The sequence below is a fragment of the Enterobacter sp. JBIWA008 genome, assembly GCF_019968765.1.
Taxonomy (GTDB): Bacteria; Pseudomonadota; Gammaproteobacteria; order Enterobacterales; family Enterobacteriaceae; genus Enterobacter.
In genome coordinates this window covers 2435643-2458984 of the sequence record NZ_CP074149.1, presented here as the reverse complement: position 1 = coordinate 2458984, position 23342 = coordinate 2435643, and the positions used below count along the sequence as shown (strand labels likewise).

At 55.8% G+C, this 23342-nt stretch carries 26 protein-coding genes; 7 read left to right on the top strand and 19 right to left on the bottom strand.

Annotated elements, in window-relative coordinates:
* Window positions 1–22: 22 nt before the first annotated feature.
* The 3 genes from KGP24_RS11955 to KGP24_RS11945 form a co-directional block, all read right to left on the bottom strand.
* Window positions 23–1018, bottom strand: coding sequence for an alpha/beta hydrolase (locus KGP24_RS11955; protein WP_223560558.1), 996 nt, complete (start codon window positions 1016–1018; stop codon window positions 23–25).
* Between the two features lie 145 nt (window positions 1019–1163).
* Window positions 1164–1604, bottom strand: a complete 441-nt coding sequence (locus KGP24_RS11950; RefSeq protein WP_223560557.1) for a GNAT family N-acetyltransferase — start codon at window positions 1602–1604, stop codon at window positions 1164–1166.
* A 12-nt stretch (window positions 1605–1616) separates the two neighbouring features.
* Window positions 1617–2087, bottom strand: a complete 471-nt coding sequence (locus KGP24_RS11945) for a GNAT family N-acetyltransferase (protein ID WP_223560556.1) — start codon at window positions 2085–2087, stop codon at window positions 1617–1619.
* 117 nt (window positions 2088–2204) lie between these two features.
* On the opposite strand from KGP24_RS11945, the gene KGP24_RS11940 reads away from it, so the two are divergent.
* Window positions 2205–2753, top strand: a complete 549-nt coding sequence (locus KGP24_RS11940) for a GNAT family N-acetyltransferase (RefSeq protein ID WP_223560555.1) — start codon at window positions 2205–2207, stop codon at window positions 2751–2753.
* Here the strand turns inward: KGP24_RS11940 and KGP24_RS11935 are convergent.
* From KGP24_RS11935 to sad, 10 genes are all read right to left on the bottom strand, one after another.
* A complete protein-coding gene (locus tag KGP24_RS11935; RefSeq protein WP_202772993.1) occupies window positions 2741–3655 on the bottom strand; it encodes a bestrophin family protein in 915 nt (304 codons plus the stop codon). The genes KGP24_RS11940 and KGP24_RS11935 overlap by 13 nt on opposite strands.
* 200 nt (window positions 3656–3855) lie before the next feature.
* Window positions 3856–5307: a tagaturonate reductase gene (locus KGP24_RS11930; RefSeq protein ID WP_223560554.1), complete on the bottom strand. Its 1452-nt coding sequence runs from the start codon at window positions 5305–5307 to the stop codon at window positions 3856–3858.
* Window positions 5308–5425: 118 nt separating this feature from the next.
* Entirely contained in the window at window positions 5426–5953 is a 528-nt protein-coding gene (locus KGP24_RS11925) for a GNAT family N-acetyltransferase (protein ID WP_223560553.1), read from the bottom strand.
* A gap of 82 nt (window positions 5954–6035) precedes the next feature.
* The gene (locus KGP24_RS11920; protein WP_223560552.1) at window positions 6036–7001 is read right to left on the bottom strand and encodes a sensor domain-containing diguanylate cyclase; all 966 of its coding nucleotides are present in this window, start codon (window positions 6999–7001) and stop codon (window positions 6036–6038) included.
* A gap of 228 nt (window positions 7002–7229) precedes the next feature.
* The gene (locus KGP24_RS11915) at window positions 7230–7649 is read right to left on the bottom strand and encodes a hypothetical protein (RefSeq protein ID WP_223560551.1); all 420 of its coding nucleotides are present in this window, start codon (window positions 7647–7649) and stop codon (window positions 7230–7232) included.
* 119 nt (window positions 7650–7768) lie between these two features.
* Entirely contained in the window at window positions 7769–9217 is a 1449-nt protein-coding gene (locus KGP24_RS11910) for a GGDEF domain-containing protein (RefSeq protein ID WP_223560550.1), read from the bottom strand.
* Window positions 9218–9330: 113 nt separating this feature from the next.
* Window positions 9331–9687, bottom strand: a complete 357-nt coding sequence (locus KGP24_RS11905) for a DUF4186 domain-containing protein (RefSeq protein ID WP_223560549.1) — start codon at window positions 9685–9687, stop codon at window positions 9331–9333.
* A complete protein-coding gene (gene glsB, locus KGP24_RS11900; RefSeq protein ID WP_223560548.1) occupies window positions 9687–10613 on the bottom strand; it encodes a glutaminase B in 927 nt (308 codons plus the stop codon). The genes KGP24_RS11905 and glsB overlap by 1 nt, the downstream gene beginning before the upstream one ends.
* A gap of 62 nt (window positions 10614–10675) precedes the next feature.
* Window positions 10676–12265, bottom strand: a complete 1590-nt coding sequence (locus KGP24_RS11895) for a methyl-accepting chemotaxis protein (RefSeq protein ID WP_223560547.1) — start codon at window positions 12263–12265, stop codon at window positions 10676–10678.
* A gap of 112 nt (window positions 12266–12377) precedes the next feature.
* A complete protein-coding gene (sad, locus tag KGP24_RS11890; RefSeq protein WP_223560546.1) occupies window positions 12378–13766 on the bottom strand; it encodes a succinate-semialdehyde dehydrogenase in 1389 nt (462 codons plus the stop codon).
* A gap of 98 nt (window positions 13767–13864) precedes the next feature.
* Between sad and KGP24_RS11885 the strand changes: the two genes are divergently transcribed.
* A complete protein-coding gene (locus KGP24_RS11885; RefSeq protein ID WP_223560545.1) occupies window positions 13865–14743 on the top strand; it encodes a LysR family transcriptional regulator in 879 nt (292 codons plus the stop codon).
* Here the strand turns inward: KGP24_RS11885 and KGP24_RS11880 are convergent.
* From KGP24_RS11880 to KGP24_RS11870, 3 genes are all read right to left on the bottom strand, one after another.
* Complete coding sequence (locus KGP24_RS11880) at window positions 14697–15179, bottom strand: GNAT family N-acetyltransferase (RefSeq protein WP_223560544.1); 483 nt, start codon at window positions 15177–15179, stop codon at window positions 14697–14699. The two genes, KGP24_RS11885 and KGP24_RS11880, sit on opposite strands and share 47 nt — an antisense overlap.
* 83 nt (window positions 15180–15262) lie before the next feature.
* Window positions 15263–16054 carry a PhzF family phenazine biosynthesis protein gene (locus tag KGP24_RS11875; protein WP_223560543.1) on the bottom strand — a complete coding sequence of 264 codons (792 nt, stop codon included), beginning with the start codon at window positions 16052–16054 and terminating at the stop codon, window positions 15263–15265.
* A gap of 27 nt (window positions 16055–16081) precedes the next feature.
* Window positions 16082–16870, bottom strand: coding sequence for a PhzF family phenazine biosynthesis protein (locus KGP24_RS11870; RefSeq protein ID WP_223560542.1), 789 nt, complete (start codon window positions 16868–16870; stop codon window positions 16082–16084).
* A gap of 177 nt (window positions 16871–17047) precedes the next feature.
* On the opposite strand from KGP24_RS11870, the gene KGP24_RS11865 reads away from it, so the two are divergent.
* Window positions 17048–18244, top strand: a complete 1197-nt coding sequence (locus tag KGP24_RS11865) for a sugar transporter (RefSeq protein WP_223560541.1) — start codon at window positions 17048–17050, stop codon at window positions 18242–18244.
* Between the two features lie 44 nt (window positions 18245–18288).
* Here KGP24_RS11865 and KGP24_RS11860 read toward each other — a convergent pair whose 3' ends face one another.
* On the bottom strand, window positions 18289–18954 hold the full coding sequence (locus KGP24_RS11860; RefSeq protein ID WP_223560540.1) for a MarC family NAAT transporter: 666 nt from the start codon (window positions 18952–18954) through the stop codon (window positions 18289–18291).
* 256 nt (window positions 18955–19210) lie between these two features.
* Here KGP24_RS11860 and marR point away from each other — a divergent pair, with 256 nt between their 5' ends.
* The 3 genes from marR to marB are packed head-to-tail and all read left to right on the top strand — an operon-like array spanning window position 19211 to window position 20298.
* Window positions 19211–19645, top strand: coding sequence for a multiple antibiotic resistance transcriptional regulator MarR (gene marR / locus KGP24_RS11855; RefSeq protein ID WP_008502236.1), 435 nt, complete (start codon window positions 19211–19213; stop codon window positions 19643–19645).
* 20 nt (window positions 19646–19665) lie between these two features.
* Window positions 19666–20046: an MDR efflux pump AcrAB transcriptional activator MarA gene (gene marA / locus KGP24_RS11850; RefSeq protein ID WP_008502237.1), complete on the top strand. Its 381-nt coding sequence runs from the start codon at window positions 19666–19668 to the stop codon at window positions 20044–20046.
* Window positions 20047–20079: 33 nt separating this feature from the next.
* A complete protein-coding gene (gene marB, locus KGP24_RS11845) occupies window positions 20080–20298 on the top strand; it encodes a multiple antibiotic resistance protein MarB (RefSeq protein WP_223560539.1) in 219 nt (72 codons plus the stop codon).
* 32 nt (window positions 20299–20330) lie between these two features.
* On the opposite strand, the gene eamA is transcribed toward marB, so the two are convergent.
* Window positions 20331–21236 carry an O-acetylserine/cysteine exporter gene (eamA, locus tag KGP24_RS11840; protein WP_223560538.1) on the bottom strand — a complete coding sequence of 302 codons (906 nt, stop codon included), beginning with the start codon at window positions 21234–21236 and terminating at the stop codon, window positions 20331–20333.
* Between the two features lie 194 nt (window positions 21237–21430).
* Between eamA and ydeE the strand changes: the two genes are divergently transcribed.
* The gene (ydeE, locus tag KGP24_RS11835; RefSeq protein WP_223560537.1) at window positions 21431–22624 is read left to right on the top strand and encodes an efflux MFS transporter YdeE; all 1194 of its coding nucleotides are present in this window, start codon (window positions 21431–21433) and stop codon (window positions 22622–22624) included.
* 49 nt (window positions 22625–22673) lie between these two features.
* Here the strand turns inward: ydeE and zinT are convergent, their stop codons facing one another.
* Complete coding sequence (zinT, locus tag KGP24_RS11830; RefSeq protein ID WP_223563491.1) at window positions 22674–23315, bottom strand: metal-binding protein ZinT; 642 nt, start codon at window positions 23313–23315, stop codon at window positions 22674–22676.
* Window positions 23316–23342: the final 27 nt, after the last annotated feature.

Sequence of the window (23342 nt, the reverse complement as noted above, 5' to 3'; positions counted from 1 at the left end):
AACGTACTGAAAATAGCACATTTCAGAGCTTGTCAGCGTCAACGACGGCCTTGACGAAATCCTGCGGATCTTCCTGAGGCGGATTATGCCCCACGGTTGCCCCAAAGGTGCGATGCTCATATTTACCGGTAAATTTACCCGCGTAGGCCTGCGGTGCTGGGTGCGGCGCACCGTTGTTTCCGCCTTCTATGGTAATGGTTGGGACGGTAATGTTCGGCAAGGCGGCCAGTTTTTGCTCGTAGCTGTCATATTTGCGCTCGCCTTTTTCCAGCCCTAAACGCCAGCGATAGTTGCTGAGCGTGACCGCGACGTGATCCGGGTTATCGAGCGATTTAGCGCTGGCGTTAAAGACCGCGTCGCTAAACTTCCAGTCAGGCGATGCCTGCGACCAGATTAAGCGCGCGAAGTCATGCGTGTTTTTGGCATAGCCTTCAGCGCCGCGCGCGGTGGCGAAATAGAACTGATACCACCACTGCTGCTCCGCTTTTGGCGGCAACGGCTGTTTGCCAATCTGCTGGCTGCTGATGAGATACCCACTCACCGACACCAGTGACTTAACGCGCTCTGGCCACAGCGCCGCAACGATATCCGCGGTACGAGCGCCCCAGTCATATCCTGCAAATACCGCCTGGTTAATGTTCAGGGCGTCCATCAGGTTGACAATATCTTTCGCCATGGCTGAAGGCTGGCCGTTGCGCGGCGTTTTGGCTGACAGGAAGCGCGTGGTGCCGTAGCCGCGCAGAGAAGGCACAATCACCCGATAGCCTTTTGCCGCCAGAGCGGGCGCGACCTCGGCGTAGCTGTGAATATCGTAGGGCCAGCCGTGCAGTAAAATGACCGGTTGACCGTCTTTAGGGCCGATATCGACATAGCCGATATTCAGATCGCCGGCGTTAATTTGCTGCGGATGGTCAAAAGCGGCCGCGAAGTTTGTGCCTGTGACCTCAGCCTGACAGGACATCACGGTGCCAAGCGAAACGCTCAGTGCAAGAGTTGAGTACGCGAGTTTGCTAAACATGTTGGTATCTCCTGTTGAGTAAAGTTCACGGGGATATAACAACACGGCAATGTATAGCGGATATGTGCGAAAGCGGCTTTATTGCAAGCCTGTGTATGCATCCGGGACGCTGATACAGTGTGATACAAACCCAGGCATTGTCGCCTTAAAGGGAGAGCCGATAGCGGACGTAATCGTCAGCTTCACCGTATTTGTCATAGAGCTTACGCGCCGGATTATTCTCCCGGGTGACCCAATACAGTTTTGACCACCCTTCGCGCTTGCCTTCCTCAATCAGAGCGTCAATGAGCGTCTTACCTGCGCCGACCCCGCGTTCGTCGGCATCAACAAACAGATCTTCCAGATAGCAAACGGGGGCCGTTGACCAGGTTCCTTCATGCAGAATGCACATCGCGAAACCGATGACCTTTTGGTCCTTCTCGACCACCCGGCAGAACATCGGTGAATGTGCTGAAAGCGCCCTTTCCCATGTGGATGCGGTGACGGATTCCTCAAGGTAGCAATCATAAAAATGGGTATAGCCATCCCACAATGGTCGCCAGTGGGAGTAATCTTCGGCGCGTAAAGGTCTTACCGTGACAGCCATATGTTCCTCACATTACAACTCGATCGCCATTTCAAAACAGCGTAAATCAGCTCCCGCCATGCGCGAGTGATGGTATTTTTCGCTTAGCGTAGCAAACCCCAGTTTTTGATAAAACGATTGGGCGTTAGGCGTTGCGTCGAGCGTCAGGCGGGTTATCCCCCGGCTGCGGGCCTCATTTTTGAGCGCCTCAATAATCCTGGTCGCCATGCCTTTACCGGATGCTGCAGGCAAGGTGAATATCGCCTCCACGCGATGGGTATCCAGATCCAGATAGCCGGTTGCCGCAATATCGCCCTTTTCATCTTCCACTACGTAAAAAGGATATTCAATGACCATTTGCCGATAGCGTTCGGGCATGAGATCGGGCGTCCAGCGCGCAATGACGTCGGCGTCGTAGCTGGTTTTACAGCCGTGACGGATCGCCTGATTGCGAATAGTCCAGAGTATTTCGGCTTCCTGCGGGTTGGCCCGTCTTAATACCATGCTGACCTCTGCAATTGTTAGTAGTATGGGAAAAGAGCTCGCTGGGATAGAGTGCCGTGAAGATGAAAATACCAGAACGCAAACAAAAGCATAACGCTTAAATATGGAGATCTGCGGATGACGATACCGACGCTCACGACAGAACGCTTACTGCTAAAACCGCTGGTTGCAGAAGATGCCGTCCAGATACAAACGCTGTATCCACGCTGGGAGATCGTCCGCTATATGGTCTCTTCCGTGCCCTGGCCCTACCCTGATAACGGCGCGGAAAACTATGTCAACAACGTGGCGCTGCCGGATATGGCAAAAGGGATTGCCTGGTTCTGGAGCATTCGTCGTCGCGAGGTGCCGGACGCGCTGATGGGCATTATCTGTCTGTACGACGTCGAGGATAACAACCGTGGGTTCTGGCTCGCGCCGGAGTTTCAGGGTCAGGGATATATGCGCGAAGCCAGCATTGCCGCTACGGACTACTGGTTCAACACGCTAAACAAATCCGTCTTGCGCGCACCGAAGGCTGCCGCCAACGGCCGCTCCCGTCGTATTTCAGACAGCAGCGGCATGCGGCTTATCAGGAAGGAGAAGAAAGCCTACGTCAGCGGGATGCTGGACTCCGAGCTGTGGGAGATCACCCGCGACGAGTGGAACGCCCGTCAGGTCAGCTGATAGTGCTTATCAGGCATCAGCCTTTCTGGAATATTCTCTTCGTCGTTCATCTGCAGCAGATCGCGTTCCATCATGTTGCAGATGGCGTCCAGCGGCAGGTCGTTATCTTCTGTGCCAAACGGGTCTTCCAGCTCTTCCGCCAGGGTGTCCAGTGAGATAAAGGTGTAGGAAATCAGCGCCGAGACAAAGGGCGTCATGTAGTGCAGGTCCACAACCAGCGCGAACGGCAGCATGATGCAGAACAGATATACCGTGCGGTGCAAAATCAGCGTATAGGCAAACGGCACCGGCGTGGTCGCAATGCGCTCGCAGCCGGAAAGGACGATGGACATGTCGTTCAGGCGGTTGTTCAGGCTGTGGAACAAAATGTCTGAGAGTTGCCCGTTTCGCCGCCGCACGGCCAGCCACTCCCCCATGATCAGTAAAATACGGTTCGCCGGCGAGTTGGCGCTCATCACGTGACGTAAATCATCCGCAGCAAGATAGCGAGAAAGTTGCTCAGCGTTCAGGTCCCGGCGCAGGGTCATGCGCAGGCAGTTAGCAAAAGCAATCTGCAGGCGGACAAATTCCCCAAGGTGCTTATCGTCAGGCAAGGTGTTTTTTACCTCGCGAAACAGTGAGCGCGCCGCTATCATCAACTGCCCCCAGAGCAGCCTGGCCTCAACGTAGCGTGAGTAACAGGCGTTGTTTCTGAAACCCAGAAAGATAGCGATCGCCACGCCGAGAATACTAAATGGCGCCACGGTAAATTTGATGCCCAACGAGGTATACCAGGGCAGCATCAGGATAACGGCGATAGAAAGCAGGAAGTTGAGCAGCAATCGAGTGTAGATTTTCGGAAGTACCGAGCCGTGCCAGACGAAAATCAGCTGTAGCCAGTGTTGTTTAGGACGAACAATCATAGTGAGTTTCAGGAAAGAAAAGAGCGTGGCTATTAAACGTGATCCCTTTCACCGTTGCAAGCTTGTTAACGGGACATTGCATTTTCTCCACTGATTAGCGCAACTGGCACGGTGTTGCATGTGCTTTTTAAAAACAAAGCCTATAGTATGTTGTAACTAAATAGATCGCATTCAAACCCGGCCGAAGCCGGGTGAACGCATCAGCAAAGCGGTTTAACCGCGGCGCGCATACCTTTCAGCAGAATAGCATCCAGGTCAAGGGTAACCTGGTCGACAAGTCCGGAGACCTGCGTCAGATCCTGTTCCCAGTGCTCGCTCACGCTCAGCACGGACTGCACCAGCTCACGGGTGCTCAACTGACGGTCGCGGTGCTGCGCCCAGAGCTGCTGATAACGTTCCAGCCAGAATGCATCATCCTGCACCGGATAGTTTTCCCCGTTACGTTCCGCTCGATAAAACGCGATCAATGCAGCCAGCGCGAACGTCAGACGTGCAGGCAATTGTCCGCTTGCCTTCTGCCCTGCCAGCAGCTGCGGCAGGATGCGGGTGCGGTATTTGGTCATGCCGTTAAGCGCAATGGAAAGCAGCTGGTGCCTGATGTAGGGATTACGAAAACGCCCTGTTACCGCGCTGGCGAATGATTCCAGCTCGTCACGCGGCAGATCGAGGACCGGAATGATCTCCTGATAAATCGCTTTTTCGACAAAAGCGCAGACTTCGGCATCATTCATCGCCTCGCCTACCGTATCTAACCCTGCCTGAAATGCCACCGGCACCAGCGCCGTATGAGCACCGTTCAGGATAGCGACTTTGCGCTCTTTGTAGGGCCTGATGTCGTCGACAATCAGGACATTCAAGGGGTACTTTTCCAGACGGAGTTCCTGAGCAAGGGATGCTGGACCCTGGATAACGAACAGATAGAAATGTTCAGCCGTATCCAGGAACCCATCGTGATAGCCCAGCTCAGCTTCAAGCGTGGCCGCTTCGTCGCGCGGGTAACCGGTAACGATACGATCGACCAGCGTCGAGCAGAAGCTGTTAGCGACGTTGAGCCACTGAATAAAGGTGGCAGGCAGCGCCCACTCCTGCGCATAGCGCAAGACGAGTTCGCGCAATGCGTCACCGTTGTAGTCAATCAGCTCGCAAGGAATGATGATCCAGCCTTTATCCTGCGCACCGTTGAAGTGGTTAAAGCGCTCAAACAGCAGACGCGTCAGCTTCGCCGGATAGCTCACCGCAGGGGCATCATCGAATTTGTCACCCGCGTGGTAGCTGATACCCGCTTCGGTGGTGTTCGAGAAGACAAAGCGCATATCAGGGTTGTGTGCCAGATTCAGAAACGCACCATAGTCGTCGTAGACGCTGATTTCCCGGTTAACGGAGCGGATAAGCCGGGCCTCGCTCACCGCCTCGCCATGCTCATTCAGGCCACGAACGATCGTAGTGTACAACCCATCCTGTGTGCTTAACGACGGCGGGAAGTCGCTCTTAATCGGGCGAACGATTACCACGCCAGCGTTAAGATCGGTATGTTCATTTAACAGGTCAATTTGCCAGTCGACAAACGCACGCAGGAAATTTCCTTCACCAAACTGAATGATGCGTTCTGGGTAGTGCGCACCGGGAAAATCACGACGGTTGAGCGTGTTCACAAGGGGGTTCCTTTTATGATTAGTCATACAGCCTGATAAGATTGGTACGATAACTTATCAAAACTTAACGACCAGAAACCCTGTTTTGATCAATCCGCGGTGCGGTTGTGCAAAATAATTATAAGAACTTATAGAACACCGAGGTGGCGGTCATGGCACCGTCCGGCATCAGCGCGTAACGCGGGATCTCACCCACCTTGTGCCAGCCGGCACGCTGGTAGAACGTTTCGGCCCCGCTGCCGGTGGAGGTATCGAGCACCAGCACAGAAATGTCTCTGGCCCGGGCCTCAGCCTCCAGCGCTTCCATTAGCGCCATTGCGGCCCCTTTTCGACGCGCTTTTTCATGAACCAGCAGCTTTGCCACATCCGCACGGTGCGGCTGGTTTTCCGGCTGGTCGGCAATCAGCTGCACCGTTCCAATGACGCCGTCCTGACCATCGACGCAGGCAAGCACGAGACGCTCCCCTCGCGCAACGCTTTCGGCAATACCGCGCCAGAAAGTACGGCCCTTATCGAGGCTAAAAGGGAGCATAAAACTGACGGATGCCCCGCCGTTTACGCAGTTTTCGAGGATCCCGGCCAGCGCATCAAGATGGATGAGGATCTCATCCCGGGTGAGGGTTTTGATTTGCAGTGAGGTATTCATTGTTTTTCCTTACGGTGAATACGCTCACTTTGGATTTAACAACTTATTAACGCAAGCGGTTCGGACATAGGCTTTTATTATGTCACCGGGAGCGCTGGTGCTGCTGCTTCATGGCATACATCTTTTCATCGGCATCTTTTAACCACTGTTGCAGGTCGTTGCCGTTATGATCGAATTCACTGAGCCCCCATGAGAAGTGTAGCGACCACGGATGAAGCTTGCGGGCGTTATAGCTTTCCACCTGCTCGGCGAGATAATGCATGGCTACCCAGGCGCCCTGCTCGTCAGTATCCGCGAACATCACCGCGAATTCGTCCCCGCCAAAACGAACCAGCAGATCCGCTTCACGGAAAGAGGCGCGCATCAGTTGCGCCATAACTTTCAGCGCCCTATCGCCCTCTTCATGCCCGTAGAGATCGTTAATTTCCTTAAAGCGATCCAAATCAAGCCATCCGAGAGTCAGCGGCTCGGCCCGGCGTCGGGCAACCGAAAGCGTGAACCGCACCAGTTGATTAAAGCCCCGGCGGTTGAATAAGCCGGTTAACTCATCCGTAGTCGCCGCGCTGATGGCGGCAAACTCATCTTCCGCCAGCGCGCCCAGGTCTCCCAGCACGGCAAGATCGGCCGCGGAGAACTCGCGGGGGGCGTAATCGATCAGACACAGCGAGCCCACGCTTGCGCCATCCCGTAAGCGCAGCGGGAAGCCCGCGTAAAAACGCACGCGAGGTTCACCCGCCACCAGCGGATTATCCGCAAAACGATCGTCCTGCAGCATGTCCCCCACCACCAGCGGCGCTTCGGTAAGGATCGTATGGCCACAAAACGAAATGTTACGCGGAACGGAGCCCGGTGCCTGACCATCAGCCGACTTAACGATTAGCGAATGCTCATCAATGAGATTGACCATCGCCAGCGGCACCTGGAAGAAGCGTTTTGCCAGACGCGTTAACCGGTCAAACGCCGGGGAACTGTCGATCTCAAGCAGGCCTGATTCGCGCAGCGAGTTCAGTCTGTCTGTTTCATTTTCAGGGGTTGCAGGTGCTTTCATAATGTCTCCTGACGTAAAACGTTACTAAAAGCATAGCTTAAACAGTGACATTGTCAGCGTTCAGACATCCTGATAAGGAGGTCTGAAGCCCAATCGTACGAAAAGGTACACAAATACATTTTTCGCACTATCACTAGTCACTCATGCCGTTCATTAGCTGTAGCAGCTCAAACTTACTGCCACTGGACTTGCAATCCATCCAGAAGACATACCTCCAGAACCGCTGGCTCAAATTAGACGCCAGTTTTCTATCATCTCAGGAGAACCGTGGAACTCGACATCATGCACTCGGATGCTCAGATCAAGGTCGGGGTGTTGCGCCTGTAGCGGAACCAGCGTTTCTTTGTGTGCATTCAGGTAATTCCCCTCCTGCTCGCAGCCTTCCGGGCAATAAGGACAAACCGACCTCGCGTAGCAGCGCAGCACAAGCGTCGGCATTGGATCGAAAACATGGCCCATCTTGCCTGGCTGGTCCAGAAGCGACATGCTGGCACCTGCCTCGAAGAACTTACTGTTTTTAACTGCCAGTTTCTGAGCGTCGGACAAGGTAACTCCTTGTGGGTCACTCATGGATGTTGCTTCCGGCTTACCTTGCTCATTCATGCCGAAAATAGCGTTTAGGGTACTGCCTGTTCTGGATACAAACATGGGTAACCTTCTTCTGGAGAGATTCAGGTCACTTTTACACCATGGGCTGCCATTGGAAACTTTCATAAAAGCTGACTGGAATTAAGCCACTTGCTATTCACGTCAATGCCCTGTGACGATTAACGCGGCTCTGCTTCATGTCCGGTGGTGGCAGTAATATGCTCGTCCGCTACCCGGGCGCTGGTACGATTTCGCCCCGCTTTTTTTGAACGATAGAGTTGATCGTCCGCTTCGGTCATGAGTTTGTTGAAGACCTCGGTCAACTGCCATGCCTCCGCCTTCCCGCTTCCAAGGCCAATACTTACCGTCAGAGAGAGCGTTTGCTGACGCCATGTAAAAGGATGGCTGGCGACGGTGGATCGGATGCGTTCAGCCAGTTCAAAACCGTGCTGCGCGTCGCCAGAGTTGACCACCACCGCGAACTCTTCCCCGCCCATGCGCGCCACCATGCCGTCTTCGCCGACAACCTGCTGAACCTCTCGGGCAAACGACGCCAGCACGCGGTCGCCGCACTCGTGGCCGTAGTTATCGTTAATGCTTTTGAAGTAATCAATATCCAACAGCATAACGGTCAGGAAACGCGAATGGCGGTGCGTCTCTTCGTGTTTTAGCGCCTCATAAAGCCCGGAACGCGAATAAACCTGCGTTAAGAAGTCATAATCCGCTCGCAGGGAAACCTGGCGGATCAGGGAATTAATGGCCGCCATGCTGACGGAGACCAGAACCGGACAGATCGCCATCGTGGCGATGCCCAGCCGGGCTGAAAACATCATTGGCGTCGTAAACGGCGTGGCCACGGCAATATTAATAATCGAGTTGGCGACCAGAATAATTTCAGTGGCACCCGTGATAAACGTCAGCAGACAGGTCGCAGGCAATGAGTAACGAACCGCACACCAGATAAGCGCAGGCAGAGGAAACGAGAGGCTCCCCGCTCCACCAATCACCACCGACGCGACCACCGATACGATCAACGCCATCACCGGCAGCAGTTGCTCCAGACGTAGCCTGAGTTCACGCCCGGGCATACGTAACGTGAGCATACAGGGCACAACAAGCACGCCGGTTGAGAACTGCTCGCTAAACCAGTCGGCAAACAGCGGCCAGAAGGTGTGACTGTCAATCCCGACCGACCCCACCGCGCCGAGCAAGGCGCAAAGCAGCGCCGCAATCAGACAGTAGTTAAACAGGCGTAATGCGTTAAGCGGATCGGGGGTTTTCTTCATCAGCCGCCTGTCGCGCTGAACCAGTATGGCGACGACAACGATAAAAATCATGTTAGACAGGTTGATCACCACGGAGGCTATCCCCCAGTTGGTCGTCACCGCGTCGTACAACAGCATCGCGACGTAACATACCGCATAGTAGTGCAGGCGATTCAGGTAAATATAGCGGGCGAAGATCCCTGCCATGACGCCATTCAGCGGCCAGAACAGGGACAGGGCCTCAACGAGCCGTAATTCCGCACCCACAAAATAGAATAAGGTGGTGAGGATGAAGATCGTCGATGCATTTCGCAGCGGCGTGTTGGGCTGGAACGGCCTGAAAGCGGTAAGAGCAGAACGCATTAAATATCATTCCATATGAAAGCTTATGGCAATTATTGCGGTCGTCAGCATGATCGGGACTAACCTGGGATGCATCTATAGCACAAATACCGCTGGAGCATAACTCGTCAAATTTAGGCGTTCATCTGCAGCACCAGCCAGTGGTGGATGACGCTGACGATATAATTTTGTTGCGGCGCAGTGAGCGTTACACCCTGTGGAATATTATGCCATTTTGCCAGACAGCCCCGACAACAGGTGGCGGTGGCATGCTGGGCGATAAACACCGGGTGACCGCGCATGGGCGTCTGTTTACCGTCGTTTGCTGGGTGCGCGGGCGCAAGGCGCTTTTCGACAAAATCCGCGGCATGCTGGTCAATGGTGTCGGGGCCTTTGTCCCAGCAGTACCGTCGTTCCTTATCGCCCAGGCGAAAGCGCGAGCGAAATGTCGATCGCGCCAGGCGGGAAAAGAGAGGATCCAGATCGGACATCAGTATACGGAACGTCCCAGACGCTGGGTCAGTTTCTCCAGAACCGCCACGCCGGCAAGGGAATTTCCCGTTTCATCCAGTTCCGGGCTCCAGACGGCTATCGCCATTTCATGCGGCACAATCGCCACGACCCCGCCGCCGACGCCCGATTTAGCCGGAAGTCCAACGCGCCAGGCAAACTCACCGGCGTTTTGATACATCCCGCTGGTGGCCATCAGCGCGTTAACCTGCCGGGCCTGAAGCGGAGAAACGACCTCCTGATCGAGATGCGGCGCGTGCCCCTGGTGCGCAAGGAACAGGAACGTCTGAGCCAGCTCAACGCAGCTCATTTTCAGGGCGCAGTAATGGAAGTAGTTTTGCAGCACGGTCGCCACGTCGTTGTGGAAATTACCGAAGGATTTCATCAGCCACGCGATGGCCGCGTTACGGGCGGAGTGTTCAAACTCCGAGCGGGCCACCACCGCATCATAGGCAATATCGTCAACGCCCGAGAGCTGGCGAACAATCTCAAGCATTCTCTGTCGCGGTGCGCTGAGGCGGCTTTGCAGCATATCGCAGACCACCAGCGCCCCGGCATTGATAAAGGGATTTCGCGGTTTACCCTGTTCAATTTCAAGCTGAAGCAGCGAGTTAAAAGGCTGGCCAGAAGGATCTTTACCGACACGCGCCCAGATCTCTTCTTCTTCATACTGGCGCATCGCTGCAACCAGACTCAGCACTTTCGAGATGGACTGAATGGAAAAACGTTCCGTTGCATCGCCTGCCTGGTATCGCTGTCCGTCGATGGTACAGATAGCAATCCCCAGCTTATTCCCGCTCTCCGAGGCAAGGGCCGGAATATAGTCGGCAACCTTCCCCTTTCCAAGTAACGGACGAACCTGCGCCAGAATCTCGTCCAACATCTCATTATGGATGACCGCAGCCACACTTTGCTCCTTGCCCTCAGGCTAAAACGGGCTGCGAGTATAACAGAGGCTTATGTATTGCGTCAGGCGCTAAGACGAAAACGCGAAACGGCCTGCAATAAAAGATCGGATTGCTTTTGCAGCCGCTCAGAGGCATCCGAGGCGTCAGAGACCAGCTGGTCCGTCTGACGGGAGACCTGATTCAGCGCCTGAAGTTGACGCGTCATCAGGTGAATACTCTCTCCCTGGCTGAGCGTGGCGGTTGAGATCTCATTCAGCAAACTGCTTAAATTGCCCACCAGACCGGTGACCTGCTGTAAATTATCTTCCATCAGGGTAACGGCGCGAGAACCGTCTTCAATGCCCTGCAGCGAGCGGTTGATAAGCTCCTGAATGGTCTGCGTCGAGTGGCTGCTCTTTCTGGCCAAAAGCCCGACTTCCCGCGCGACGACGGCAAATCCGCGCCCCTGGTTTCCGGCATGGGCCGCCTCGATGGCCGCATTCAGCGCCAGGATGTTGGTCTGAAACGCCACGCTGTCGATCATCGCCACGATCCCACGCATCTCAGAAGATCGGTCGACGATCGCCTGCATAGACGCATTCACGGTAGACATCATCTGGTCGCCGCCCAAGGCGGCCTGCCGCGCTTCATCGGCGCGCGAGCTGGCGAGCCTGGCATAGCCGGTATTCCCCTCTACATGACTTTCCAGCGACGCGATATGCGCCGTCACATCCTCAAGCTCTTTCGCCTGGCGCGCTGACTGCTGATACAGCTTCTGGTTACCCTCCGCCAGGGAGCCAATATTCTCCACCATGGTGGCAGTGGCATGGCGGACCTGCGTCACCAGCTGCTGCAGACCGCGCTGCATCGTCGCAACACTGTCGCTAAGCTGCCCTATCTCCCGGTTGAAGCGCGTGACGTCCGGCGGCGTGCCGGAGAGATCCCCTGCCGCCAGCCGGTTAATATGCGCAATCAACCGACGCAGCGGCGTAATTACCCATCTGGACATGCCGAACCAGACGGAAACCGCGATGGCGAGCAGCAGCACCGGCGCAAACAGGAACAACGTTTGCAGGCCGGAGAGCTGTGCCATTAAGCTCTGGCGTCCCTGCATGGCCTGCTTCTCGCTTGCCTGCTGATAGCGCGCATAGTTGTCGTTAAAATCAGTCTGAAACGCCTGAGCCGGTACGGCAAAAAACGCGTCAATGGTGTTGGTTTTTACCAGACCTTCAGCCTGCTCGTCGATCGCGCCGTAGAAGAGCTGATAGCTGTTCACCAGGGCGTCGTCTTTCGGCGGATTCAGCGCCAGCCAGGCCTTCCACGCCTGCTGAGAAACCTTCAGCGCCTTTTGCGCGTCATCCATCAGGCTGTGCCAGCTTCCGTCGGAGCCGGTCTCTTTATCCTGCATAAACCAGACGCCGGACCGGTTAACAAGATCGCTTGCCGCCAGCAGGGAAACACGGGCCAGATCCAGCTTGCTCTGCTGCTGCCAGGCCAGCAGGTTTTGCTGCTCGTTGCGCTTGGCGTCGTTCAGGGAGGCGTTAAGCAGGAATGACGAGGAGAGCTGCAGCGCGGAGAAAAGGCCAATAATGCAAAAGATCCCCGTCAGCAGGCCAAAGTGACGGGGGGTGAGACGCTGCGCAATACGGCGAAAAATTTGCGTTAGGTTCATAATCATCTTCATTAACAAGGCGTTAGACGCGAGCGAGTCTACGAAATGAAAATGACAGAACCATTGCAGATTAATGACAACGGCCCTCGCGATGAGGGCCGAAATCACAAGATTACACGCGATCCTTCCACACCGTCTGCACGTTGCAGAACTCGTGCAAACCAAAGTGGGAAAGCTCGCGGCCAAAGCCGCTTTTCTTCACGCCGCCGAAGGCCACGCGCGCGTCGCTGGCGCTAAAGCCGTTGATAAACACGCCGCCGCACTCCAGTTCGCGGGAGAATTTATCCGCAAGCGCCGCGTCAGCGGTGAAGACGGTGGCGGACAGGCCAAAGTCGCTGTCGTTGGCAAGCGCCAGGGCGTGCTCCGCGTCTTTCGCAACAGTAATGGCCGCGACCGGACCAAACAGCTCCTGGCGGAACGCCGTCATCGACGGGGTGACGTTCGACAGCACGGTTGGCGCGTAGTAATTGCCCTCTCCGCCGATCTTATCTCCGCCCAGCAGCAGGGTTGCCCCTTCGGCGAGGGTGGCCTGCACCTGCTGATGCAGTTCATCGCGCAGGTCAAAACGCGCCATCGGGCCAATAAAGTTCTCTTCCCGATCCGGTGCGCCCAGCTTCAGCGCAGAAACGGCCTCCACAAAACGCCGGGTAAAGGTCTCTGCGATACCCTCCTCGACGATAAAACGTTTCGCCGCCGCGCACACCTGCCCGGTGTTCTGGTAGCGACCCGCCACCGCAGCCTTCACGGCAAGGTCCAGGTCGGCATCGTTAAGGACGATAAACGGGTCGGAGCCGCCCAGCTCAAGAACGCATTTTTTCAGCGCGGCCCCCGCCTGAGCGCCAATGGCCGCACCGGCTCGCACGCTTCCGGTGACGGTCACGGCCGCAATACGGCGATCGTTAATCGCCTGGCTTACGCCGTCATTGGTGGCGTTCACCCAGCCGAATACGCCTTCAGGGAAACCGGCATCCGCAAAGATCTGCCCAATAAGATCCGCCGAGCCGAGCACGTTTGGCGCGTGTTTGAGCAAATAGCTGTTCCCTGCCAGCAGGATAGGCACCGCGCCGCGCAGCACCTGCCAGAGCGGGAAGTTCCACGGCATTACCGCGAGGATCGGCCCCAGCGGACGGTATTCAATAACCGCGTTGTGGTTTTCCACCTGCGTAGGCTCCGCACGCAGCATCGCCGGGCCGTGCTCGGCATACCAGTCGCACAGGCCGGCGGATTTTGCCACTTCCGCCCGCGCCTGCAGGATGGGTTTCCCCATTTCACGGGAGATTGTCTGCGCCATCTCTTCCGCGCGGTTTCGCAGCGCGGCGCCGAGATCCCGCAGCTTCTGCGCCCGGTGGGCAACGCTTTGGCGTCGCCACTGGCGATACCCCGCATCGGACTGAGAAATCGCGCGTTCAACCTCTTCCGGCGTCGCCCACGGATAAGCGGCGAGGGTTTCCCCCGTGGCCGGGTTGACAGAGAGGGCATGTGTAGCAGATGAATAAGTCATGATGTTCTCCACGTATTTCGGTTGATTCATTGTGGCCCACTCTGCTATTTCTTAAAAATGAATAATACTAACCACCTTATTCACGAAACGAGAATATTATGGACTTAACCCAGCTTGAAATGTTCAACGCCGTCGCGCTGACGGGCAGTATCACCCAGGCGGCGCAGAAGGTGCATCGCGTGCCGTCTAACCTGACGACCCGCATCCGCCAGCTGGAAGCCGATCTTGGCGTTGAGCTGTTTATTCGTGAGAACCAGCGTTTGCGCCTATCCCCCGCCGGGCATAACTTCCTGCGCTACAGCAGGCAAATCCTTGCCCTGGTGGATGAAGCGCGGATGGTCGTCGCGGGCGATGAGCCGCAGGGGCTATTTGCCCTCGGCGCGCTGGAAAGTACCGCCGCCGTGCGCATTCCTGAAACGCTGGCGCAGTTTAACCAGCGCTATCCGCGCATCCAGTTTGCCCTTTCTACCGGGCCTTCCGGGACAATGATTGATGGCGTACTGGAGGGAACCCTAAGCGCCGCCTTTGTCGACGGGCCACTCTCGCATCCGGAGCTGGAGGGCATGCCGGTCTACCGGGAAGAGATGATGCTGGTCACGCCTGCCGGGCACGCGGAAATCTCACGCGCTACGCAGGTGAGCGGCAGCGACGTTTATGCCTTTCGCGCCAACTGTTCGTATCGCCGACACCTGGAGAGCTGGTTTCACGCTGACCGCGCCACTCCCGGCCGCATTCATGAGATGGAGTCCTACCACGGCATGCTCGCCTGCGTCATTGCTGGCGCGGGCATCGCGCTGATGCCGCGCTCAATGCTGGAGAGTATGCCGGGACATCATCAGGTTGAAGCCTGGCCGCTGGCGGAAAACTGGCGCTGGCTTACTACCTGGCTGGTGTGGCGACGCGGGGCGATGACCCGCCAGCTGGAGGCCTTTATAGCGCTGCTAAACGAACGTCTTCAACCAGCGCCTTCTCCATAAACAGGCTGAGCGGATCGTCAGCGTACGGGGCAAACGCCGGGCGCAAATCGTATCCGCACCGTTCATAAAGACCAACCGCGGCGCGCTGTTTGATGCCCGTCTCCAGCCTTACCGTGTGGCAATGGCGGCTCAGAGCTTCATCCTCCAGGGCGGCCAGCAGCGTCTCGCCGAGATGCTGCCCGCGATGGGCCGGATCGATATAGACCCGCTTCATCTCCCCCGTTCCGTCGCCGTTGAGAACGATGGCACCGCAACCCACGGCCTGAAGCTGCTGGTCACGAATGACCATCAGGATCAGCGAGGCTTCCGGCAGCGCAGCGAGGTCGAGCAGATGGTTGCTTTCGGCGGGATAGAGTTCGCTCTGGTAGCGGTCAAGCGCCGCGATCAACCTGAGAATGTCCGGATGACGTGCAGATTCAGAGGTAATGGAATACATGGCAGGCTCCTTGCTTTTTTATATCAACATAGCTCAGGCCTGCCGGGGTGGTTCATAGTATTAACTTATAGCGCGTCACTAAGCTAGCGCAGGAAGATTCGCCCTTTCAGATACAGGGTAGCCTGGCCGCCAATCAGCACGCGGTCGCCCTTCAGTTCGCAGCGCAGATCCCCGCCACGGTGCGAGACCTGGCGGGCATTGAGTGACGTTTTGCCCAGCTTTTCGCTCCAGTAGGGAATCAGCATGCTGTGGGCAGATCCGGTAACCGGGTCTTCCGGCACCCCTTCGCCCGGGCAGAAGAAGCGGCTGACGAAGTCATATTCTTCTCCCGGCGCGGTCACGCAGACCATTTTATCCAGCGGAAGCATCGCCCCAATATCCGGCGTTAATGCTTCCACCTGCTGCTGGCTCTCCAGCACCACCATGTAATCCCGTCCGACGCGCACCTCTTTTGCCGCCGGGATGCCCAGCGCGCTAAACAGCACCTCGGGAGGATTCTCCACAACCTCCGTCGACCACGTGGGGAAGTTTAGCGTCAGCCAGTCGCCGCTGCGTTTAACCGTCAGTTCACCCACGAAGCGGGTGGTGAAGGTGATTTCGGTGTGCGGGTAGTCAAGGTATTCGAAAATAACGTGCGATGCGGCAAGCGTAGCGTGACCGCACAGGTTAATTTCATCCAGCGTGGTAAACCAGCGCAGCTCAAACCCGCCGTCGGTGCGCACGAAAAAGGCGGTCTCAGACTGGTTATGCTGCTGCGCCATTTTGAGCAGCGTTTCGTCCGGCAGCCACTCTTCCAGAGGACATACCGCTGCGGCGTTGCCGCCAAAGGTTTTGTCGCTGAAGGCATCCACCAGATAAAAATCAATTTCCTGCATTGTCTCTTCCTCTCTTGTTATGGGTTTTTAGCGCAGAAAAACTGTGCCTTTCAGATAAAGCGCGGCCTGCCCGCTCATCAGCACGCGCGAACCTTTCAGCTCACAGCGCACGTCGCCACCGCGCGCTGAAACCTGACGAGCGAACATCGTCGTTTTGCCCAGCTTTTCGCTCCAGTGCGGGATCAGCATGGTGTGCGCGGAGCCGGTGACCGGGTCTTCCGGGACGGAAACGCCCGGGGAGAAAAAGCGGCTGACAAAATCATATTCCCCTTCACCGCGCGCCGTAACGCTCACCTTATGCTCGCCCGGCGTCATCGCCGAGTAGCGTGGCGCAAGCGCTTCAACCTGCTGGTGATTCTCCAGAACGATCAGCCAGGCGCGCCCTTTACGGGCTTCAACGTAGCGGCTGATGCCCAGCGCCGAGAGCATCTCCGGTGGGGGCGTCTCTTCATGGGTTGGACATGCCGGGAAGTCCAGGGTCATCCACTCCCCCTCCCGGCTGACCGTCAGGCGGCCAGAGGCGGTTTCAAAGTGGATCCGCGAGTCCGGGTAGTCCAGCTCGGTAAACAACACGTGCGCGGCCGCAAGCGTAGCGTGGCCGCAGAGATTGACTTCGGTGAGCGTGGTAAACCAGCGTAGCTCAATGCCCCCTTTACCGCAGACGAAAAAAGCCGTTTCCGACTGATTATGCTGCTGCGCCATTTTCAGTAAGGTCTCATCGGGCAACCACGACTTCAGCGGGCAAACGGCCGCCGGGTTGCCGCCGAATGAGGTATCGCTGAACGCATCTACCAGATAAAAATCAATCTCCTGCATAGCCTTACCGCCTGTTTTTATTGTGTTGTTCCGTTATCTTCAATGAAAACTGGGTTCCCGGCTACCGCTTTCATAAGGTAAATATTGCGATCTGCGTCACATAATGGTTGAGTTTTCGCCGTTCAACGTTTTAAGATCGACTCCTCTTCTTTTCAGCAACGAACCTCCGACATCCCTATGACAACGAACACAGTTTCCCGCAGGGTTGCGTGGCTACGCGTGGTCACGCTGGCCATTGCCGCGTTTATTTTTAACACCACAGAATTTGTTCCGGTTGGGCTGTTGTCTGACATCGCTGAAAGTTTCCAGATGGAAACGGCGCAGGTGGGCATTATGTTGACCATCTACGCCTGGGTAGTGGCGCTGATGTCCTTGCCCTTTATGCTGCTGACCAGCCAGATGGAGCGGCGCAGGCTGCTGATCGGTCTTTTTGTGCTGTTCATCGCCAGCCATGTCCTGTCGTTTATGGCGTGGAATTTTACGGTGCTGGTCATTAGCCGTATCGGCATTGCATTTGCCCATGCGGTGTTCTGGTCGATCACCGCGTCGCTGGCTATACGACTCGCGCCAGCGGGGAAACGCGCGCAGGCGCTGAGCCTGATTGCCACCGGTACCGCACTGGCGATGGTGCTGGGTCTGCCGATTGGCCGCATCGTAGGGCAATACTTCGGCTGGCGTACTACTTTCTTCGCCATTGGTATGGGCGCACTGGTCACGCTGGTGTGCCTGATTAAGCTGCTGCCCGCGCTGCCGAGCGAACATTCCGGCTCCCTAAAAAGCCTTCCGCTGCTGATGCGTCGCCCGGCGCTGCTGAGTATCTACCTGCTTACCGTCATTGTGGTGACGGCCCATTACACGGCGTATAGCTACATTGAACCGTTTGTGCAGGTGGTGGCGGGCTTTAGCGCCAACTTTGCCACCGTTTTACTGTTGATCCTCGGCGGCGCGGGCATTATCGGCAGCGTGCTGTTCGGTAAGCTGGGTAACCGGCATGCCTCGACGCTGGTGAACTGCGCTATCGGTCTGCTGCTGGCCTGCCTGCTGCTGCTGATGCCTGCCGCAGGCAGGGAAAGTCATCTGGCGATCCTCAGCCTGTTCTGGGGCGTGGCGATCATGATTATTGGTCTGGGCATGCAGGTGAAAGTTCTGGCCCTGGCACCGGATGCTACGGACGTCGCGATGTCGCTGTTCTCCGGAATTTTCAATCTCGGGATTGGCGCGGGCGCGCTGGTGGGAAATCAGGTAATACTTCACGTATCGATGTCGTCGATTGGCTATCTGGGGGCCATTCCGGCACTTGCGGCGTTTATCTGGTCGGTGCTCATCTTCCGTAAATGGCCGGTGGCGCTGGAGGAACAGGGGCAGCACGGGTGAGGTGTGTTTGTGCCGGGTAAGCGCAGCGCCACCCGGCAATCACATCAATGATAGGTCTTAATAATTTCCAGCACGCCGTTAATAATAAACTGTACGCCCATACAGACCAGCAAGAAGCCCATCAGACGGGAAATCGCCTCGATTCCCCCCTTGCCAACCCAGCGCATAATGGCGCCAGAGCTGCGCAGCGATGCCCACACGATAACCCCGATAATCGCAAAAATCAGCGGCGGCGCAACCGTCAGCACCCAGTCCGGGAAAGTTGCGCTGTCTCGCACCGTTGATGCAGAGCTGATGATCATCGCGATGGTACCCGGCCCCGCCGTGCTCGGCATGGCCAGCGGCACAAAGGCAATATTGGCACTCGGTTCGGTCTCCAGCTCTTCCGATTTGCTGGCCGCTTCCGGCGACTCATGCGCTTTTTGCGCCGGGAACAGCATGCGGAAACCGATGAAGGCGACAATGAGCCCCCCGGCGATGCGCAGGCCAGGGATAGAAATCCCGAAGGTGTTCATCACCACCTGTCCAGCGTAATAAGCCACCATCATGATGGCAAACACATACACCGAGGCCATCATCGACTGATGGTTACGCTCGGCGCTGTTCATATTCCCTGCCAGCCCGAGGAAAAGCGCCACCGTCGTTAACGGGTTAGCCAACGGCAGCAACACCACCAGCCCAAGACCCACTGCTTTAATCAAATCCAACATAATGCCTCGTCGTCCTTATCCATATTGATTCCCGCAAGTATAGGGGGAAAGCGTGGCGTTAGGCCATCAGTGCAACGTAACGATTATTTTCCCTGAAAAAGGATAACCCTGAGTTATCTATATGATTTGAAATACCTCAAAAAAAGTTCATGAAACGTTTTAGCTATTCGTGGCATCGGCTGACTCATTCAGTTGACTTATACTTGCCTGAGCAATAATATCTGCCGTGACTAAACTACTTGCCAGGGCAACCATTGTGAAAAGCACCAGTGATATCTTTAACGACGTTGTTCCGCTGGGTCGTCTTATACATATGGTCAATCAGAAAAAAGATCGCCTGCTCAACGACTATCTGTCACCGCTGGATATCACCGCAACACAGTTCAAAGTGCTGTGTTCCATTCGCTGCGAAGTGTGTATCACACCGGTTGAGCTGAAAAAGGTGCTCTCTGTCGATCTGGGTGCGTTAACCCGCATGCTCGATCGTCTCGTCTGCAAAGGATGGATAGAACGAAGCCCTAACCCGAATGACAAACGCGGCGTACTGGTGAAGCTGACCAGCGATGGCGCGGCCATGTGCGAGCAATGTCATCAATTAGTAGGACAAACACTGCATCAGGAACTAACAAAAAACTTAACGGCAGATGAAGTGGCAACCCTTGAGCTTTTGCTTAAGAAAATACTGCCGTAAACAGAAAAAGAGGTATGACGATGTCCAGACGCAATACTGACGCTATCACCATTCATAGCATTTTGGACTGGATCGAGGACAACCTGGAATCGCCGCTCTCCCTTGAAAAAGTGTCAGAGCGTTCAGGTTACTCCAAATGGCACCTGCAACGGATGTTCAAAAAAGAGACCGGTCATTCATTAGGTCAATATATTCGCAGCCGCAAGCTGACGGAAATTGCCCAGAAACTGAAAGAAAGCAATGAGCCGATCCTTTATCTGGCGGAGCGTTACGGATTTGAATCGCAACAAACCCTGACGCGTACGTTCAAGAACTATTTTGACGTGCCGCCTCATAAGTACCGAATCACCAGCGTGCCGGGCGAATCCCGATACCTGTATCCGTTAAAACACTGTAGTTAATCATCGCCTGTAACAGACGTAACCGAGGAAATCATGAAAGTTACCGCCTCCGCCGCCCTCGCCTTGCTGGTGCTGTTCTCCAGCCAGACCTTCGCGGAGCAACCCCCTCGTGCAACGCAGCAAAATAATCCTGATACGATGATTTTGCCGTCAGCACATGGCCAGTCGCCTTATGATTTCAACCATATGGGTGCTGGTAGCGACAAATCCGACGAATTAGGCGTGCCTTATTATAATCAGCACGGCCTCTGATTCGTTTTTGCCCCGCAGACGCGGGGCTTTTTTTATGCCTTTTCGCTTACCCGCGTCGCCCGACGAACCCGTAGACCAAACACGTTAATGTACAGCCCGGCCATGATCAGCACGGCGCCAAACAGCTGCAGCGCGCTCAGCGTTTCATCCAGCAAGAGTGCCGCGCTGGCAAGCCCCACCACCGGCACCAGCAGGGATAACGGCGCCACGCGCCAGGTTTCATAACGCCCCAGCAGCGATCCCCAAATTCCGTAGCCCACAATGGTGGCGACAAAGGCCAGATAGACAAGAGAAAGGATCGTGGTCAGATCGATGTCGACCAGACTCTTCAGCATCAGATCAGGACCATCCAGAATAAACGACGCCGCCAGAAACGGAATTATCGGGATCAGCGCGCTCCAGACCACCAGGGACATCACCTGCGGGCGCGCCTCGTGCTGCATAATCAGCTTGTTGAAGATATTCCCGCACGCCCAGCTCAGCCCCGCCGCCAGCGTCAACATAAACCCGAGCAGCGCCACATGCTGACCGTTCAGGCTGGCCTCAATGAGCACCAGCACGCCGAACACCGCGAGCGTAATGCCTGCCAGCTGTTTGCCCTGCAAACGTTCGCCAAACACGAAGGCGCCGAGAATAATGGTAAAGAACGCCTGCGCCTGTAGCACCAGCGAGGCAAGACCGGCTGGCATACCGAACTTGATGGCGCAAAAGAGAAACGCGAACTGGCCAAAGCTGATGGTCAGACCGTAGCCCAGCAGCAGTTTAAAGGGGATCGTTGGACGAGCCACAAAGAAGATGGCCGGGAAAGCGACCAGCATAAAACGTAAACCGGCCAGCATCAGCGGCGGCATGTTGTGCAGCCCCAGCTTAATGACCACAAAGTTGAGCCCCCATACTACGACCACCAGCAATGCCAGCAGCCCGTCTTTCCGCGTCATACCCTGCCCCTGAATTATTAATAATTTGTTAACACTTCAAGGTAACAGAAAAAAGTACGCTGCGAGAAGATCATTAATTCTGGCAGGCAGCTGAAGCACTTAGGGATAAATCAGGCGCTATACAAGCCCCTTATGTCATGGTAATCCTGTTAACACACGTCTAATAAAAGCATAAGCAACTGTCGGGCAGGAATATGAAACCATCTCTCAGGCGCTCAACCGCAGCGCTGCTGGCATCGTCATTGTTGTTAACCATCGGTAGAGGGGCAACGCTGCCGTTTATGACCATTTATCTCACGCGCGTCTACAGCATGAGCGTCGAGAATATTGGTTATGCCCTGACGATTGCGCTGACTATAGGCGTGGTGTTTAGCCTGGGATTTGGCATTCTGGCCGATAAGTTTGATAAAAAACGCTACATGCTGATCGCGATTGTGGCGTTTATCGCCGGATTTGTGGCGATCCCGCTGGTCGATAACGTCACGCTGGTGGTGCTGTTCTTTGCGCTGATCAACTGCGCCTACTCCGTCTTTTCGACGGTGCTGAAAGCATGGTTCTCAGACGTACTCACCTCCAGCCAGAAGGCGCGGGTCTTCTCGCTGAACTACAGCTTCCTTAACATTGGCTGGACGGTCGGCCCGCCGATTGGCACCCTGCTGGTGATGTACAGCCTGCAGCTGCCGTTCTGGCTGGCGGCCTTCTGCGCCGCCCTGCCGCTGGGCTTTATCCATTTCTTTGTGCAAAAAAGCGTAGCGTTAGATACCGCAGAGGAGAAGACGCCGTGGCAGCCGTCGGTATTGCTGAAAGACCGCGCGCTGTTCTGGTATACGCTCTCTGGACTGCTGGCGTCATACGTGGGCGGGTCGTTCGCGAGCTGTATTTCGCAATACGTTCTGGCCGCGCATGCGGACAGTGATTTCGCCGAAAAGGTGGTCGCCGTGGTGCTGCCAGTCAACGCCGCGGTGGTGGTGACGCTGCAATATGCGCTGGGTCGTAAGATCTCTGCCAGCAATATTCGCCCGCTGATGACCCTCGCCACCCTGTTTTTTATCGTGGGGCTGGGGGGCTTTATGCTCTCCGGAGAAAACCTGGTTTACTGGGGCATCGCTGCCGCCATTTTTACCCTGGGTGAGATTATCTATGCTCCGGGTGAATACATGCTGATCGACAACATTGCTCCACCGGGAATGAAGGCGAGCTATTTCTCCGCGCAGGCGCTGGGCTGGCTCGGCGCGGCGGCAAACCCGATGATCACCGGTATCATTCTGACCAACCTGCCGCACTGGTCGCTCTTTGCGATCATGATGGTCGCCATCGTCATAGCCTGGCTGATGATTTTGCGCGGGATGAGCGTGAAGGCGTGGTGCGAGTCACCCAAAGCGGCGTAGCGAATGCAGGCCGGGTAAGGCGAAGCCGCCCCCCGGCAAAAGAAACAACCTAGTGGTGCAACATCTCCTCCACCACCTGCTCTTTGTACATCTCATTCGGGTAATAGGTCGGCCAGTTATCCATCTCTTTCAGCAGCGCCTCGTGAGAGGTGTTGCCCATGAAAATGTGGAAATGTGATGAGGCCTTCGGTGCGATGGTATGGTCGCTGAACTGAACAAACTTCGGTGCCTTGCTGCCGGCATCCTTACACTCAAACAGATAGCGAACGCCTTTTTTGCCCGATGCGTAGGTCAGTATTTTGTAGCCGCTGTAATCATACTGACAGCGGCTGACCGCTTTGCCTTTATGGAATTCCATCACGTTGTTTTCGATGCCGATGGCATCCACGTCCGTCGCATAACCCGTGCGGTAGTAGGCTTTCACCTCGTCAAAGGATTTGCTTTTATCCTTCTGCGCTTTCTGCTTAAAGACCGGATCCAGAGAGCCGTCCAGCAGGAACGGATAGACCGACTGCCATGTTCCGTCCCAGTCAGACAGCGCTCTGTCCTTCACGTCCTTATCCTCAAACACGCCGTTCGCCGCTTTCTGTTCCGCTTCGGTCATCTGATGGCCGTGCGAGTGAGCAAACAGCTGGCCGCTGACCAGCAGCGCCCCCAGAGTCATGGCAAATTTCCCAATATGTGCAGCCAACATAACACCCTCATTCCGTTTTATAAG

Bases quoted from the DNA above. Each gene is read 5' to 3' on its own strand.
- KGP24_RS11880 (WP_223560544.1), bottom strand. From the start codon at position 15,179: ATGTATTCCATTACCTCTGAATCTGCACGTCATCCGGACATTCTCAGG.
- KGP24_RS11910 (WP_223560550.1), bottom strand. From the start codon at position 9,217: ATGCGTTCTGCTCTTACCGCTTTCAGGCCGTTCCAGCCCAACACGCCG.
- KGP24_RS11950 (WP_223560557.1), bottom strand. From the start codon at position 1,604: ATGGCTGTCACGGTAAGACCTTTACGCGCCGAAGATTACTCCCACTGG.
- marA (WP_008502237.1), top strand. From the start codon at position 19,666: ATGTCCAGACGCAATACTGACGCTATCACCATTCATAGCATTTTGGAC.
- KGP24_RS11915 (WP_223560551.1), bottom strand. From the start codon at position 7,649: ATGTTTGTATCCAGAACAGGCAGTACCCTAAACGCTATTTTCGGCATG.
- KGP24_RS11955 (WP_223560558.1), bottom strand. From the start codon at position 1,018: ATGTTTAGCAAACTCGCGTACTCAACTCTTGCACTGAGCGTTTCGCTT.
- KGP24_RS11940 (WP_223560555.1), top strand. From the start codon at position 2,205: ATGACGATACCGACGCTCACGACAGAACGCTTACTGCTAAAACCGCTG.
- KGP24_RS11920 (WP_223560552.1), bottom strand. From the start codon at position 7,001: ATGAAAGCACCTGCAACCCCTGAAAATGAAACAGACAGACTGAACTCG.
- KGP24_RS11865 (WP_223560541.1), top strand. From the start codon at position 17,048: ATGACAACGAACACAGTTTCCCGCAGGGTTGCGTGGCTACGCGTGGTC.
- KGP24_RS11895 (WP_223560547.1), bottom strand. From the start codon at position 12,265: ATGAACCTAACGCAAATTTTTCGCCGTATTGCGCAGCGTCTCACCCCC.
- ydeE (WP_223560537.1), top strand. From the start codon at position 21,431: ATGAAACCATCTCTCAGGCGCTCAACCGCAGCGCTGCTGGCATCGTCA.
- KGP24_RS11925 (WP_223560553.1), bottom strand. From the start codon at position 5,953: ATGAATACCTCACTGCAAATCAAAACCCTCACCCGGGATGAGATCCTC.
- eamA (WP_223560538.1), bottom strand. From the start codon at position 21,236: ATGACGCGGAAAGACGGGCTGCTGGCATTGCTGGTGGTCGTAGTATGG.
- KGP24_RS11885 (WP_223560545.1), top strand. From the start codon at position 13,865: ATGGACTTAACCCAGCTTGAAATGTTCAACGCCGTCGCGCTGACGGGC.
- KGP24_RS11935 (WP_202772993.1), bottom strand. From the start codon at position 3,655: ATGATTGTTCGTCCTAAACAACACTGGCTACAGCTGATTTTCGTCTGG.
- marB (WP_223560539.1), top strand. From the start codon at position 20,080: ATGAAAGTTACCGCCTCCGCCGCCCTCGCCTTGCTGGTGCTGTTCTCC.
- KGP24_RS11870 (WP_223560542.1), bottom strand. From the start codon at position 16,870: ATGCAGGAGATTGATTTTTATCTGGTAGATGCGTTCAGCGATACCTCA.
- KGP24_RS11945 (WP_223560556.1), bottom strand. From the start codon at position 2,087: ATGGTATTAAGACGGGCCAACCCGCAGGAAGCCGAAATACTCTGGACT.
- KGP24_RS11860 (WP_223560540.1), bottom strand. From the start codon at position 18,954: ATGTTGGATTTGATTAAAGCAGTGGGTCTTGGGCTGGTGGTGTTGCTG.
- KGP24_RS11905 (WP_223560549.1), bottom strand. From the start codon at position 9,687: ATGTCCGATCTGGATCCTCTCTTTTCCCGCCTGGCGCGATCGACATTT.
- sad (WP_223560546.1), bottom strand. From the start codon at position 13,766: ATGACTTATTCATCTGCTACACATGCCCTCTCTGTCAACCCGGCCACG.
- KGP24_RS11875 (WP_223560543.1), bottom strand. From the start codon at position 16,054: ATGCAGGAAATTGATTTTTATCTGGTGGATGCCTTCAGCGACAAAACC.